General features: G+C 58.3%; 12 protein-coding genes. 9 read left to right on the top strand and 3 right to left on the bottom strand.

Annotated features, from left to right (window positions below; genetic code table 11):
- The first annotated feature begins 236 nt into the window (after positions 1–236).
- The 8 genes from HCG46_RS28715 to HCG46_RS25210 all read left to right on the top strand — a co-directional run bounded on the left by HCG46_RS28715 (position 237) and on the right by HCG46_RS25210 (position 10,588).
- Positions 237–2,009 carry a hypothetical protein gene (locus tag HCG46_RS28715; RefSeq protein ID WP_168687794.1) on the top strand — a complete coding sequence of 591 codons (1,773 nt, stop codon included), beginning with the start codon at positions 237–239 and terminating at the stop codon, positions 2,007–2,009.
- Positions 2,002–3,405, top strand: a complete 1,404-nt coding sequence (locus tag HCG46_RS25180; protein WP_168687795.1) for a hypothetical protein — start codon at positions 2,002–2,004, stop codon at positions 3,403–3,405. Before HCG46_RS28715 ends, HCG46_RS25180 begins: the two co-directional genes overlap by 8 nt.
- Positions 3,405–4,742 (top strand): lipopolysaccharide biosynthesis protein, encoded by a 1,338-nt coding sequence (locus HCG46_RS25185; protein WP_168687796.1) that lies wholly within the window; start codon positions 3,405–3,407, stop codon positions 4,740–4,742. Before HCG46_RS25180 ends, HCG46_RS25185 begins: the two co-directional genes overlap by 1 nt.
- On the top strand, positions 4,739–5,998 hold the full coding sequence (locus tag HCG46_RS25190) for an O-antigen ligase family protein (RefSeq protein WP_168687797.1): 1,260 nt from the start codon (positions 4,739–4,741) through the stop codon (positions 5,996–5,998). The genes HCG46_RS25185 and HCG46_RS25190 overlap by 4 nt, the downstream gene beginning before the upstream one ends.
- A 240-nt stretch (positions 5,999–6,238) precedes the next feature.
- On the top strand, positions 6,239–7,408 hold the full coding sequence (locus HCG46_RS25195) for a polysaccharide biosynthesis/export family protein (protein WP_168687798.1): 1,170 nt from the start codon (positions 6,239–6,241) through the stop codon (positions 7,406–7,408).
- 13 nt (positions 7,409–7,421) lie between these two features.
- Positions 7,422–8,615 (top strand): glycosyltransferase family 4 protein, encoded by a 1,194-nt coding sequence (locus tag HCG46_RS25200; RefSeq protein ID WP_168687799.1) that lies wholly within the window; start codon positions 7,422–7,424, stop codon positions 8,613–8,615.
- The gene (locus HCG46_RS25205; RefSeq protein WP_075283062.1) at positions 8,608–9,438 is read left to right on the top strand and encodes a sulfotransferase; all 831 of its coding nucleotides are present in this window, start codon (positions 8,608–8,610) and stop codon (positions 9,436–9,438) included. The genes HCG46_RS25200 and HCG46_RS25205 overlap by 8 nt, the downstream gene beginning before the upstream one ends.
- 4 nt (positions 9,439–9,442) lie before the next feature.
- Positions 9,443–10,588, top strand: a complete 1,146-nt coding sequence (locus HCG46_RS25210) for a glycosyltransferase (protein WP_205838680.1) — start codon at positions 9,443–9,445, stop codon at positions 10,586–10,588.
- Between the two features lie 25 nt (positions 10,589–10,613).
- On the opposite strand, the gene HCG46_RS25215 is transcribed toward HCG46_RS25210, so the two are convergent.
- The 3 genes from HCG46_RS25215 to HCG46_RS25225 all read right to left on the bottom strand — a co-directional run bounded on the left by HCG46_RS25215 (position 10,614) and on the right by HCG46_RS25225 (position 13,711).
- Positions 10,614–11,285 (bottom strand): HAD family hydrolase, encoded by a 672-nt coding sequence (locus tag HCG46_RS25215; RefSeq protein WP_168687800.1) that lies wholly within the window; start codon positions 11,283–11,285, stop codon positions 10,614–10,616.
- Positions 11,286–11,414: 129 nt separating this feature from the next.
- Positions 11,415–12,386: an ATP-grasp domain-containing protein gene (locus tag HCG46_RS25220; RefSeq protein WP_353621839.1), complete on the bottom strand. Its 972-nt coding sequence runs from the start codon at positions 12,384–12,386 to the stop codon at positions 11,415–11,417.
- A gap of 203 nt (positions 12,387–12,589) precedes the next feature.
- A complete protein-coding gene (locus HCG46_RS25225) occupies positions 12,590–13,711 on the bottom strand; it encodes a response regulator (RefSeq protein WP_168687801.1) in 1,122 nt (373 codons plus the stop codon).
- 201 nt (positions 13,712–13,912) lie between these two features.
- On the opposite strand from HCG46_RS25225, the gene HCG46_RS25230 reads away from it, so the two are divergent.
- Complete coding sequence (locus HCG46_RS25230) at positions 13,913–14,893, top strand: hypothetical protein (protein ID WP_168687802.1); 981 nt, start codon at positions 13,913–13,915, stop codon at positions 14,891–14,893.
- Positions 14,894–15,155 lie beyond the last annotated feature (262 nt).

A 15,155-nucleotide genomic window follows, 5' to 3' on the forward strand; every position in this document is an offset into this window, starting at 1 on the left:
CGTGTCTGACATGCTGTTTTATCTGGAGTTTATCGACATTTCGCTGCGCACCAGTGTTTCACGCGCAGCTTATTGAAAATTGCATCAAGTGCCGCGGCGCCGCTCAAGTTCTGATCTGGTGTTCCGCACTTTCAAGCGATCGCATGGTTCGGCGCACACGCGCGACACAATGAAGGAGACGATCCCTGTTTTTGATCAACACCAGCTCTCAAACCGCCGGCAAGGTGGCTGATCAGGTGTCAAAACGTGATCGCCATGCCGAAGGTGCTGCCGATTTCAGACCAGAGAATCTCCAGATTCTGACTCTGATCTTCAGAAATGCGGTTCTGATCGTCCTGTGCATACTGGCCTCTGGCGCCCTGATGTGGTTCCGGCTCACCACCGTTGTGCCGACCTACAGTGCGCAGGCCACGCTGGTGCTTGATGACGCGGTCCTGCGTCTCGATCCATTCGGTGCCCGGTTGCGGGCCAGAACCTTGTCGATGCTTCAACTGGCCACCGAAATCGAAGTCATGAAGTCACGGGAATTCGCCGCTCGCGTAGCGGAGGAGGTCGTTCCTGATGAGATTTCCGGAACAGGTCAGAACGTCTTGTCCGGAAGGGAAAGCACGATCGATCGTATTCTGGAGAGCTATCAGATCATCTGGCATCCCACGACCTTCGCCCTGGACATCCTCGCCACGGACGCCAGCCCGCAATTGGCAGCAGACATCGCGAATGCTGTCGCCCGGAACTATGTCGACTACACGCTTGAGATACAGCGCGCCGATGTCGAACGAACCAAGATGTCGATCTTGTCGCGCCAATCCGCGCTGCAAGAGACGTTGAAAGATGCGGAAGCCAATCTTCTGGAATTCACCAGAACCAACAATCTCGACGATCTGACCGAGACGGAAACCCTGACCAACAATCTTCGCCGCCTGCAGGCGCAATTGGCGCTGGCAGAAGAACGCGGAGTACCCTTTCAAGAGTCTGCAGAGCTCAAGGCCGACCTGGATGCGACGCTGGCAAAACTCGACGCACGTTCGGCGGCCGAAGTTGAGAAAACCGGCTTCGAACGGAGACTGGAATCGATGCGAAGACAGGATGATCTTCTGTTCGATCAGCTTGAAGCACTCGCATTGCAGGAAGCGCTACTGACCCCGGTCGCGCGGCAAGTGTCGATCGCTATCCCAACGACCAGACCTGTTTCGCCTTCTCCCAATACCGAAATGGTGGGCGCGCTGATCAGCGGGCTCACTTTCGGTTTCCTTCTGGCGCTCTTGCGGGAAAACCTTCGCGGACGTCTGCGGTGGCCGCAGCAGATAACCGCGTTCCGCGCACCGGTTCTGGGACAATTGCCTCCCCTTTCACGGAAATTCGTAAACCGTATGGCATGGACGACCAGGAGCGGGAACTTGCGGCGGGCGCTGCACAAGATCGCACCCCTGCACACCGCCGTACGAACAAACACCGGGGCGGACAACAGGACCGAGAATGGGACCGGTGCAATGGTTCTGATCACCTCACCGGGGAGCCGGGAGGGCCGGAGTACACTCAGTTTCGCACTTGCCGCATATGCAGCCGCGGGAGGTGAAGATGTTCTGCTGGTCGATCTTGATCCTTCGCCGAGGGACTTGATCTCGACCCTCTCGCGCAAACGCACTGCGAACGGATTTCTCGATCTTCTAAGCAACCCTCTGCGGATCGATGCAGCCGCGTGGCATCTGCCCGGCCATCCGCATCTGTCAATAGTCGCCCCTGCACCGGGGCCTGTACCAATGCGGTTCAACAACATGTCCAGCGTCGAAGCGTCACTCAGCGTTCTACGCCGCAAGTACTCGTTAATTGTGGTCGATTGCCCACCGGTACTGAACGACGACACGACATGCCGCCTCGGCAGTGTCGCGCAGGCAGTGCTGCTGGTCGCGCGCATGAAGAAGACTCACTTCGAAGACCTTTCGAAAGCCGCTCAGCAACTCGAACTGAACAACGCCTCAAACGTCGGGATCGTGGTGAATGATGGCTAGGAACAGAACACAGGCTGCAGTCCTTATCGTCTTCGGCCTCTTGATGTCGCAATCGCTGGCGGCCGAGGCCGCGCCTCGAGCTTTTCCGGGGGCGGTCGGGTTCGGAGCATCTGCAACCGGCTGGACCGGAGGGGAGGTCATCCCCGTCACAACGCTGGCAGATGCTGGCGCCGGCTCTCTGCGAGCCTGTGTGGAAAAGGGCGAAATGCCTCGGATCTGCGTCTTTCAGGTGAGCGGAACGATCACGCTCGACACCCCCCTCTTTTTTCGCTCAAACCTCTACGTCGCAGGTCAGACGGCACCCGGGCAGGGAATCCAGATCAGACTGGGCAAATCCCGCGCCACACCCGTCATCATCAAGAATGCCAGCGATGTCGTCGTCAGGTTTCTCAAGGTACGCCCGGGACCGAGCGAGCAACCTTCGTCGTCGGTCGATGCGGTGACGCTTGAAAACGCGACGCGCGTTTATCTTGATCATCTGTCCCTGATGTTTTCGACCGACGAGAACCTCGGCATCCACGTTTCCCGCGAACGATCCAGCGACATTACGGTCGCCAACAGCATTTCCGCCTGGGCTCTGGATCATGCCAACCACCCGAAAGGGCGCCACTCCAAGGGGGCCTTGATCTGCTCTGGAGACGGCCGGGATTTCGATTGCGGACGCGTGAGCCTCTGGCGAAACCTCTTCGCTCACAATCGGGACCGAAATCCCGATATATACGGCCATGATGACGGGCCGGTCGAGGTCGTGAACAGCGTATTCTACAATCCGATCAGTCAATTCGGAGAGTTTCGAAACTACTACGGCAACGCGTTTATCGTCTATGCCGGCAATGTTGCGCTGACCGGCCCGAGCACCGTCGACAGACGGCCCGCAGCAGTTGAAGCAATCATGGCAAGCGACCAGTACAGACTTGAAGTTCAGGTCGATGACATTCTCGCAATCGACCGTGGACGCTGCGACCAAGACCGCCCCTTTCGGCAAGTCGATGCCGATCCCGGAGCGGAGATCATCGAGGGTGTGACCGGCACACTGTCCGTCCCGCGCGTGAAGGCAAGCGAAGTGCTCGACCTTGTGCTTGAAGGGGTCGGCGACCGCCTGCCATCGGGCGAACATCGGGACTCGCTCGACCAGCAACTTGTCGAAACCGTTCGCGATTGCAAAGGCAAGGTGATCGATTCCCCATCCGAAGTCGGCGGTTGGCCGGACCTCCAACCGGAAGAACGGGTCGTGGACAGTGACGGCGACGGGTTTCCTGACACTTGGGAGCAGTCAACAACGGGGCTTGATGCCGGCCAGCCGGACGATCCCTGGCAGATCGTTGCAGGAACGGACAAGTCCTACATACAGCTTTGGCTGGCAGAGCTTGCCGGCGACCGGGAGCTGGATGACTGATGGCCCGCCTGATCAACCTCTCTGCTGAAGACAGCCAGACCGCCGGCCGGCTCATGCGCAATTTTTCATGGGTCTTCTCGTCCCAGGCGGTCAGCGGGGTGATCAGCATCGGGACCCTCGCCATCATGGCCCAGTCGCTTGGTCCGGCAGGCCTCGGCCTGTTTGCGATATTCCAGGCTTATGTTCGCATTGTCGACCGGCTGCTGCGGCTGGAGCCCTGGCAAGCCGTGATCAAATACGGTGTCGACGCTCTGTCAGATGATGACGGCGACAGGTTCATGCGGTTGCTGAAGGGTTCGGTTTACGTGAACCTTGCAGGCAGCACGCTGGCTGCCGGGGTTTCGATCCTTGCCGCTCAGGTGACCGCCCGAATGATGGGCTGGCCGGAGGACAGTGCCGCTTATCTGGCTTTGTTTTCCCTGGCGCTTCTCTTGAACCTCAAGCCGACCGCGGTCGCGGTCCTGAGGATTTTCGACCGGTTTGATGTTCTTGCCAAGGTCGATGTCGGTATCGCCCTGCTGCGTCTGGTGCTGTCGGCCGGCGTGTGGTTGATGGGCTACGGCCTTTGGGGGTTTGTCCTCGTTGCGGTGATCGAAGGCCTGGCAAACAGCCTGCTGCCGTTCGTCTATTCGCTCCGATATGTCCATCAGCGTGGCTACGGCAAGTTCATGCGATTGCCGATCAGGGGCATACGCGAAGAGAACCCCGGAATTCTGCGGTTTCTCTGGAATTCGAACTTCAATGTCATCATCCGCCAGACAGTCCAGCGTCTTGACGTGATCCTGCTGTCGGTTCTCGTTGACGAGAAATTCGTCGGATTTTTCCATATAGCCCGCCGGGTTGCCGACAGCGCGCTCAAGCTGGGACGGCCGCTGAACCAGGCGATCTTTCCGGAACTGGCCCGCAAATGGAGTTCCGGCGAGGAACGCGGGTTTTACAAGCTCGTCAATGGCGTGCTGCTGGCAATCGCTGGCCTTTGCATGGTCGTGCTGGTTCCTGCCGCTTTCCTGATGCCATACGTCTTGTCGGTCATGTTCGGCGCGGGCTTCAACGAAGCCGCCAACATGGTCAACGTCCAGTTGCTGGCGGTCATACTTCTCCTGGCAACCATGGTGCTCAACCCGGCAATGTTGAGCATGGGGCGCGACCGCGAGCTTCTGTGGGTGACCTTGCTCGGAAGCGTCATGTTCCTGGCCTGTTTCGCCCCACTGGTCGGGATGCTGGGGCCGGTCGGGGCTTCGGTCGCTCATGTTCTGTTTAATGGCACGCTCGTGGCAGGCACCTTGTTTGTCCTTTACTGGTCGCGCCGACAGCCCAGCGTGAGGAGGCCGGCTTGACCCCAAGCGCGATACCGATCTCTTCCCACAGCGGTTCCCCTGTCCGGAGCACGACGAGCCAGGAAATCGAACGCCTGCTTGTCATCGCCGCGGTGTTCCTGTCGCCAATGACATATCTTCGAACCGACATCGTGTTCTTCACGCTGTCCGATCTCGTCGCCAGCGCCGCTTTCGTCGTGATGATTGCAAACAGGCGCGTGCCGCTTCGCCCGTTCGCGGACATGACGTCTTTCTGGCTGTTCTCGGTATTGCTTCTTTGCAGTGGCCTGATTGCCGGATCGTTGTTGAACGGCGATCCGCTTACGGGTGCGGTTGGCGTCATCCAGTACGTCTTTTCGTTTGTATGCATACCGCTGCTGCTTCTGGGGCGTCCTGCGCGGGAGACGATGTTCCTTTGCAAGGTGATGGCGTTTTCCCTTGTGTTCGTGATGTTGCACGGAGTGCTCTATTCGGTGTTCAGCCCGGACGATGCGCGTTTCTTTTCCAGAAACGGTCGACTGACCGGACTGATCGAGCGGGAAAACGGGGTCGGTCTCCTGGCTGGAGTAGGGATCGTCTACGTGATGTGGCTTTACTTCATCTCCCAGATATCCGGCATCGTGTTCCTGGCACTGGTGGCACCCGTTGCCTACGGCCTGTTGTTGTCCGCATCGAATTCAGGGTTCATCGTCGCGGTTGTCGGGATATTTGGAATCTCTTTTTTCCACGGCTCCGCCAAACATATCCTGGCTTTCATCGGGATTGGAGCGCTTGCACTGGCGGCCCTGTTCCTGTTCGGACAGTATTTCCTGCCTGAGGTGTTTCAGGAGCGGGTCTACGGCGCATTGACGACCGGCGATTCCAGTGAGGCGGGAACCTTCGATGGGCGACTGCTTCTCATCCAGGAGGCAATTTACCTGATCGATCGGTCGATCTGGTTAGGGGTCGGAGTGGATCAGCACCGGTTGATCAGCCAGTACGGAGCGCCGGTTCACAATACCTATCTGTTGCTGTTTTCCGAAGGCGGCCTCGTTTCGCTGCTCGGCTTCGTCTGCTTGCTGCTTACACTGGCATTCGTCGGCTGGCGGTCATTCAGCAATCCCGACACGCGCTGGTCCGGGGTCCTGATGTTCACGATACTGCTCATGTTCGCGGTTGCCCTCAACGGAGTGACCCACGTTTACGGCAGGTTCCTGTCCGTTCCCCTTTTGCTTCCGGCGGCGATCTGTCTGTCGGGTTACCGGGTCCGCCGGCACCAGAGACGGGAGCACAGATGACCCATGAAAAATGTCCTTACCAACGTTCGTCGAGACCATCGAATAAACCGGATGCAACTAAAGCATCCCGAAAGAATCATGAACGCTATTTCGGGAAAAATTTCTTTTTCGTTGTTTTCCGATTTCCGTGATAATCTTGGATATATTGATAATAATTTTGTTTCTTTAAGTTAAAAGATGGGAGATCGCGCATTGAGTATTCGGTTTATAATTGCCGTACTTTCATTATCGACTTTTCTTGTGTCGGGTCTCTCGGCCGAACAGTACAGGCTGTCCGGCGGTGAGACACTGGAGCTGCGTGCTGGCGCCTGGGATGCCAGAAACAAGACCTTTGCCAACTGGGATGGCGTGGCCGGTTCCTACAAGATGGCACCGGACGGCAAAATTCATGTCCCGATTGCGGGAGCCGTGGAAGTTGTCGGCAAGACCCTGGACGAGGTCGCGGATACTATTGCCAGCCGCATGCAGCGCATCGTCGGCTTGACGGAATTACCCGCGGTCTCCGTCGAAGTATCCCGGTATGCCCCGGTGTTCGTGGGCGGAGCGGTTACGGCTCCCGGACAATTCGACTTCATCCCCGGCATGACGGTCGAAAAGGCCCTGGCAATTGCCGGTGGCTATTATCGCCTGCCGAACGAAGAGGGGACACAACAGACCTCGCTCACCCGAGTAACGGGGGAGATCAATCAGCTTCGCGGAACCGCATCCAAACTGTTGCAGCAGGAGACAAGGCTCGAGCAGGAAGTGCAGCTCTTTTCGGCAGAGACATTGCCAGACGCCGTGGAGTCGCAATCATCCGACCCTGTGCAGTCGAAGATCCTTTCCGCCAACATCAAGGTGATCAAGGCCGAGCTCCAGAGCCTCAAGGATCTTCGTGTCCTGCTGACCGAGAAAATCTCTCAACTGTCCGAAGAAATCGTCCTGCGTGACAACCAGATCGAACTGGCCCGCAAGGATCTCGCATCGATGGAGCATCTGAAGGACAAGGGGCTGGCCGTGACGACCCGCGTGTCCTCTGCCAATACGGCGCTCAACGATCTGGAGGCAAAACGTCTGCAGCTCGAAGTCGCCCGTCTCGACGCACAGCAGCGTCTCAATCTTGCATCGAGAGACGCCGCGACCCTGTTCGACCGGACCCGCGGGGAAAAGCTCTCCGAACTCACGGAGGTGAAATCAAAGCGTTTCGAGGTCGAATCCCGTCTTGAGCTGGCCCGAAAGGTCTACGCCGAGACGCTGTCCGCGAACTCGGTTGATACCACCGCCCAGGACAGCATTGTCACACCTTCCTACAGGATATCGCGGCTCGAGAACGGCGAGATGCAGAGCCTGGACGTCGACCTGAACGCCTTCATGCGTCCGGGCGACAGTCTGACGATCAACCTGACGATTTCTGAACCAGCGTCCAAGTAGGTCCGGAGCAGTGATGAGACGCATTCGAGTATTATTTCCGTTCGTAGGCGGACCTGTCCTGGGCGGCAGCCACATTTCGGCGCTCAGCCTTGCCGCCGCCCTGGATCCGAACCGTTTCGAGGCGCGTGTCCTCGTCCATTTCGAGCCTGGCGCCATTGGCCAAAAGGCGCGGGAGCTGGGGCTCGATTACGAGGTGCTAGAGGACACGCCACTGATGTCGTCGCCCGGCCTGCCTCTGCCCGGCCGCGTAGGCGGGCTTGGCTATCTGACGCGAACACTGCCGGCCTTGCGACGAACGCTGAAAAAGATCGATCCCGATATCGTGCATACGAACGAAGGACGCATGCACGCCAACTGGATCATGCCGAGCAAACTGTCTGGTTGTCGCCACCTCTGGCATCATCGCCAGGATCCGGCCGCGAAAGGGGCGAACACGCTCGCCCCCTTGCTTGCCGACCATATCGTGAGCGTTTCACATTACGCCATGCCATCACGTCCGATCCGGCCGATTGGCGACCGTGCAAGCGTGATCCGAAGTCCTTTCGATTTTCCAGCCATACGGCCCGATCGCACAAATTCCCATGACAAGCTTTGCGACGAACTCGGCCTGCCGAGGGACGCGGTGCTGCTCGGGTATTTCGGCTCGATCATCAAACGCAAACGTCCCGACGGCTTTGTTCGGGTGGTCGATGCGGTTCGCCGCGCCTTGCCGGGGCGTCAGGTACACGGATTGCTGTTCGGCGATACCGTCGATGCAACCCGGGGCCTGGACGAAACCTGCAAGGCGTTGGTCAGTAGCCTGGGACTGAACGACAATTTTCATTTCATGGGCTTCCGCTCACCGGTTTTCGAGGCAATGAGCGGTGTCGATGTCATGCTTGTTCCGGCTGTCAACGAGCCATTCGGCCGGACCCTGATCGAAAGCATGTATCTGGGGACGCCTGTCGTCGCGACACGGCACGGTGGCAACATCGAAGCGATCTCGGACGGTCTGACGGGGTTCCTTGTTGAGCCGGACGATCCGGAGAGCTTTGTCGAACCTATTTGCAAACTGCTCAGTGACCCTTTGTTGCAAACCCGGATTGCCGACGCGGCGCAGGCAGATGCCGCGGCCAAGTATGGCGCCGAACGCCATGTTTCCGAAATTTCCCGCCTTTACGAACAGCTCGTCGAAGGCACCCAGGTAGCAGGTACCGCATATGCTTGACTCAAACATACGATTTCTGATTTTCGGCGCGGCCAAGTCCGCAACAACCTGGCTGCAAAGATCTCTGGAGCGCAGTCCGACGATATCGATGCCCAGCCCGGAGCTTCATTACTTTTCCGATGAGTATCACCGTGGAGCGGACTGGTACCTGTCTCAATTCGACTTCAGTAAACCGGACGCAATCGTCGGAGAGAAGTCGAATACCTATCTCACGCAGCCCGAGGCGGCAGAGCGCATCCGGCGGGACCTTCCCGATGTCCGGCTGATCGTTCAGATGCGGGAACCGTCGGCGCGTGCCTACTCCGATTATTGCATGCTCTTGCGACGCGGGGAGGTGTCTCGAAACATCGAGGATCATCTCGACCCGGCGAAGGCCGCGGGCCAGCGTTTCATCAACGACGGCCGTTATGCCCTGCATCTTCGCCGGTTCTACGATCTGTTCCCGCCGGAGCAGATCCTGCTGCTGCTGTTCGAGGATATCCGGCGACAGCCTGAAAATCAGCTCGCCCGCCTCGCCACGCATATCGGTCACGAGGCACCGCTGGCTCCTCCGGTGGACAGCAAGGTGAAAGACAAGAACGCCGCCATCGTTCCACTGCCCCTGCGCAAGGTCCTGAAGCCGTTTCGCCCCGTCCTGGACGGCGTTCGGCATACCAGGCCAATGAGGGTGCTTCGCGATGCCGTCGCCCGGCCACAGGAATACCCGCCGTTGAGCCCCGATCTGGAAAAAAGGCTGCAGGACTTTTTCGCTCCGGAAGTCAGTGAACTTGAACAGCGGATCGGCAGACCGCTCGACGTCTGGCAGGGTGCACGAAAGGCATGACCTGATGGACTACGTTGGCAGCGAAGGTGCTGGACTGGAGGTTGGAACGGACACTGCCGCGCCGGTCATGCATGTGATTACGAATTTCGCCGCCAGCGGCGGAGCGGAAACGATGCTGGCAAGACTCCTGGCAGCGACATCCGAACCGACAATCGTGGTCCCTTTGATCGGCGTTTCAGAGCGCAACCTGAGTTTGGCCGGACGGCCGGACGTGGAATATCATCCGCTCAACGCACGCGGGGCGGTGCACATGCCGGGTGCAATCATGAAACTGACAGGGCTGATGCGGGAGAAGCGCCCGCGAGCGGTGCTGTGCTGGATGTATCATGCAATGGTTGTCGGCACCTTGTCGGCGCGCCTGGCTGGGGCGCCGCCCGTCTTCTGGACGGTGCGCCAGGCACTTGACGATCCGCGCAGCCTGACGCGAAGCACGCGCCTCGCCGTTGCAGGGGCTCGCATGCTATCGTCTCGCGCTGCCGGCATCGTTTACAATTCGGCACGGGCAAGAGAGCAGCACGAACAGTATGGCTATGCCGCGCGGTTCGGAAAGGTCATCCCGAACGGCGTCGTGGTTCCCGAGCAGGCGGACCCCACGCCGCGCAAGGCCCGTGTGTTCGGTATAGCCGCGCGTTTTCATCCTCAAAAGGACCACTTGAACTTCTTTCGGGCCGCAGCGCAGATCGCCGCACAATTTCCCGATGCACGCTTTGTTGCCGCAGGTTTCGGTCTTGATGACCGCAACAGCGAAGTTATGGCCATGATTGAAGACGCAGGGCTTGATCCGGCACGTCTGAAAATGCTGGGAGAGCTGCGTGACATGGGGGATTTCTATTCGCAGATAGATGTTCTCGTCCTGTCGTCCAGAACGGAAGGGTTCCCGAATGTCGTGGCCGAAGCCATGAGCCATGCCCGTCCGGTGGTCACCACCAACGTCGGCGACGCGGCACTTGTTGTTGCGGATACCGGCAAGGTTGTTTCACCGGGCGATCCGGATGCGCTGTGCGATGCGATGGCCGAATTTGCCCGAATGCCCCCCGATCAGCTTGCCGATCTCGGCAAAAAGGCTCGGCAGCGCATCGTCGCGAACTACCAGGTGAAGCACATTCTCGGTGAATACCAGGAGGTTCTGTCGCAGCGTGGTCCAGCCTGAAGACACACTTGCGGCCCGCAGTTAGCTATTTCATCGAAACCGGCTGGACCATCAACGCGCCGTCGAGTTCATCCAGCGACGTTATTTCGACATGGGCCGCGTGTGCATCATCTTTCGCATGCGGCGGATGCACGGCGCCCGCCCGCCGGATCTGAACGGTGATCCAGCCGCGCGCTTTTGGCGTCACGAAGTCCTTGGCGGGATTGTCGGCGACGTAGACCATCGGCCCGTCGTCTGCCGCAAGTCCTTCCATTTCCTCGTAAGCGCGGGGATGTGGTTTGCCATATCCTTGAGGCCAGTCTCCGGTCTTGCGGATATTCTCAATCCAGCGGTCAAGACCAAGGGCAACGATCTTGGCGTTTTGAGTTTCCGCCGGTCCATCCGTAATCAGGCCGAACGGACCGCGGTGACGCTCGAGAAAACGCGCCGCATCCGGAGCCAGCGAAATCTGCGGCGGGTGGCCACGGTAAGCCGCAACAAGATCAGCGATCAAATGGCTGTCGCCGCAGTGTCCGAGCCTTTCAAGCGCGCGGTTGAAGATCTGACGCCGCTCGCCTTCCTCGAACAACACCCTGCAGGCGTTGCCAAAGCCTTCCAGGCTTTCGCGTTCTTTCACCCAACCGTCGAGAAAACGATAGCCGCTGAACGCAAACTCCCGCTCCAGATAGAGCGTATCGTCCAGATCAAAAACAATCATCGCAATCCGCCAGTTAACGAATGTGAGGTCGACCGGACAACGCTACCGGCCAGGGCTTCTACTGCCAGAACAGAGCCGAGGTGCAGGTCCTGACAAAAGACCATTGCGGCTCCGGCAAACCTGCGACGATCAGCCGTCGTAGATCGCGCTGTCGTATCGGAGCATTTTGACATTTTCTCGCCAGTCATCGTTTGCGCTGCACGGGAGGCCCGACACTTCCTCAAGAAGCCATTGTGCAAAACGCGCACCCGCATGGTCGGCCAAGGGATACCCGCCCCCAAATCTTGCATTGATTTCAATGACACGCGGTCCCAGCTCCGGGTCGTCGATCACCTGGAAACAGGCGACGCCGGTCAGGCTCGGCAAAGCCCGGTGCACGCCCTCGGCGATTTGCCGGAAGTCATCCCGTCGAACAGTTCTTCCCTTCTCGACTTCACCCGCGCGGATCTGGATGCGCAGATGAGGAACCACCGTTCGCAGGCTGCCGCCTGAATCGACGAACATGTTGATCGTGTATTCCGGGCCACGCAGAAACTGCTGAAAGACCATTGGTTCCTCAAACCGGCCGGGCAGCTCTTCGATTGCCTGAAAGACCTGCAGTCCCCGGCTGGCGCTACCGCCGCTCGGCTTGGCAAACACCGGCCAGCCGAGTGCATCCGGATCGGACAGCAACGCTTCATGTCCCAGCGATTTCGGCACCGGCACGCCTGCCGCCTCGAGCATCTCCGACGTCAGCCGCTTGTCCCTCACAATTTCGATGACTTCAGTCGACGCCACATGCACCCGCGCTCCCAGCCGGGTGAACGCGTCGGATACGCAGGCAAGCGCCATCAACTCCGTGTCAATCGTCGGGACCACCAGATCGACCCGGTTGTCACGCACAATGTCGAGAATGGCGTTGGCATAACTCGGGTCGTCGCAACGCGGCACGGCAAACGCCCGATCCGCAGCTGCGCATGCTGCACTTAAATCCGGAGCAAGGTCACAGGCGAGGATTTCCAGCTGGATTCCCAGATGGTCGGCAGCAGATCGGAAACATTGAAGCAAACCAACGCGGCGTCCCGCAGAACAAAGCAGCAATCGTAATTTTTTGACCGGCACAACAAATTCTCCGGAAATGTGAGAGGCAATTCAAATGGAATATCAATTCAGTATACGCGGCAATTTCGACCGCAGAGAGAATATAACCAGCCTTGGCTAGTTTGTGAATTCAGTTTCACGAACGTAATGAAGTCAGCGTGATCTTTTTGATTGTTGAAATTCACCTGCGTAACAAATTTGCCGGCATGCTCATCTTGGTGTCATCACGTTGTTGGAAGCGCTTCAGCCTTTCCACGTTTCTCAACGTCCCCCTGCGGTTCCTTGATCGAGACAAGGCCGGTGAGAAGCAGTGCGATGAGGTCTGCCTGACGATTGGTTCCGGTCTTTTCGAAGAGATTGCGCAAATGAAAAGCGACTGTCGTCGGTGCGATTGAAAGCTCCTGCGCAATGTCTTCCTTTCGCCGACCCTGCGCCAACGCACGGGCGACCTCCGATTCAGTCGGCGTCAGATCGAACAGGCCTGCCAGGATCTCGTCCGGCATCCTTGGCCGATGCGCGAGATCCGAAATGAATATCACCGCCTTCGCGTCATCGTTCGGCAGTCCCGTACTGTCCGGGAGTGAACAGACCGTAAGCAGAAAATCACGGCGTCCGGACGGTCTTTGCACCGTCAGGCTGGCAAGGTGGTCCTGGCCCTTGCAGGCAGCCTCACAGGCATTCGCCAGCAGTTTCCTGATATCGTTGGCGAGCTGCGATGAACCGGTATGGAGCGTCCGGTCGATCACCAGCCCGTCCCTGGCCATATGTATCTCCCGAGCTGCTCTATTTGCGAAGACAACACCGGACAACGACACCAGCACGATACCGAAGGAAAGCACGTTGAGAACGCTCTCCATGCCGTTCATTCCAAGCGGTCGGTCCGATCTGCTGCCTGCCAGGGCCTGCCGAAGCGTTTCCAGTTCGTTTTTTTGCCTGTCATCGATCCGGCTGACCTGGCGCAAGCGAGCCTCGATCGTCGCCAGCAACAGGTCATAGTCTATCGGTTTGACCAGATAATCGTCCGCACCCGCGCGCTTGCCATGAATGATCTCGTCGCGCTGGTTTAGAGCCGTCAGGAAAACGAAAGGAACATCTGCGAGATGCGTGTGCCTGCCTCTGACGGTTTCGAGCAAGCCGTAACCGTCGAGCCGGGGCATGGAGATATCGCACAAGATGAGATGTGGGCGGACCGTTTCCAGCACGTCCAGCGCTTCACGGCCATCCGCTGCACCGACTGCGTCATAGCCAGCAGCGGAAAGTTCATCGATGATGTCCTGGCGAAGATGGCACTGGTCCTCAACACAGAGAACCGTCAGTTTCGAACGGGATTTGGGCATCGATTGCATCAACTGCTCTTTGAACCAGACCACGTTGAAATCTGACCGTGATGGGCCCGATAGTCGGTTCCATGGATGGCGGCGTCAATGGGCGGTCTTTCTTGACGCGATTTCATTCTCCTGTCCCCGTTCAAACGCAGGGGGACAGCACTCACGTTCGACAATATTCTCCCGCCATATTGCAACAGAGCGTTCAAGGAGACGCCAAATATGTGGGATTTTTCTATTGGCCGTGCATTAGGCCTGATGTTTCAGACACTGCCTTTCATCATCTTGCGCATGGCGGTCTATTTCGGAGCTGCCGTTGCCTACATTCTTGCAACGGGTGTCGGGGCCGGCATCGGCTGGGGCATTGGCGGGTTCGGCGATGCCGATTTCCAGGCAACGACCACGACCTGGGGCGGCGTCATCGGGTTCGGTGCAGTCGCCGTCGTGATGTACTTACTGAGAGAATACGTTCTCTATGTCGTCAAGGCCGGGCACATTGCCGTTCTGGTCAAGCTGCTCGACGGCAAGGAGATGCCGGGTGGGCGGTCCCAGATTTCCTACGCCCGCGAAGAAGTCTCTCAAAGGTTTATGCAGGCCAGTGTGCTTTTCGGCGTGGACCAGCTGATAAAGGGTGTGCTGCGCGCAATCACGGGCCTGGTGCGGGGCGTCTTCACGCTTCTGCCGATCCCCGGTGCACGGCAACTGATCTCGATTGCCGAGGCCTTCCTGCGCATTGCCGTCGGTTTCATCGATGAAGTCATCCTCGCCTATACGATCCGGACAAATTCGGACAACGTGTGGGCTTCGTCCCGGAGCGGGCTGGTGCTTTACGCCCAGAATTACAAACCGATGCTCAAGAATGCCGCCTGGCTCACTCTTATCGTCTACGGCCTGTCGTTTCTTGTCTTCCTCGTCATGTTGGCTCCGGCCGCCCTGATCGCATATCTCGTTCCAGGCAGCTGGTCTGCGGGCGGCATCGTGTTTGCAATTTTGTTCGCGTGGTCCGTCAAGTCCGCTTTGCTGGAGCCTTTTGCAGTCACCTGCATCATGGAGGTCTACTTCCGGACAATTGAAGGGCAACAGCCTGATCCGGCCTGGGAAGCCAAGCTCGAACAGCTTTCGACAAAATTTTCCAGTCTGAAGGAAAAGGCGGCGTCCTATCAGCCTCCCCGGATCAACGATCCTGTCAAGGCGGCTGGCTGATCATCACTCACGCAGTCAGGACTGCCTTGTCCTGTCTGCACCGGCATCCGGCAAATCAGCGCCCTGTTTCTTGTTGTTCGCGTCGCGGGAACTCGGGACAGGGCGAAATGCACAATTTTCGGCGTGGGCAACATCGGAGGTCTGGCATCGGTTGAATGTTTGCAACATCGACAACCGGTGCCATAATGATTTTTTGACCTTTGCGGGCCCGATCATTGATTGAAGCATTTGAAAAACAAGCGTTACCGGCAACGAGACGAAA

The sequence above is a fragment of the Labrenzia sp. PO1 genome (genome assembly GCF_012273635.1).
GTDB lineage: Bacteria > Pseudomonadota > Alphaproteobacteria > Rhizobiales > Stappiaceae > Roseibium > Roseibium algicola.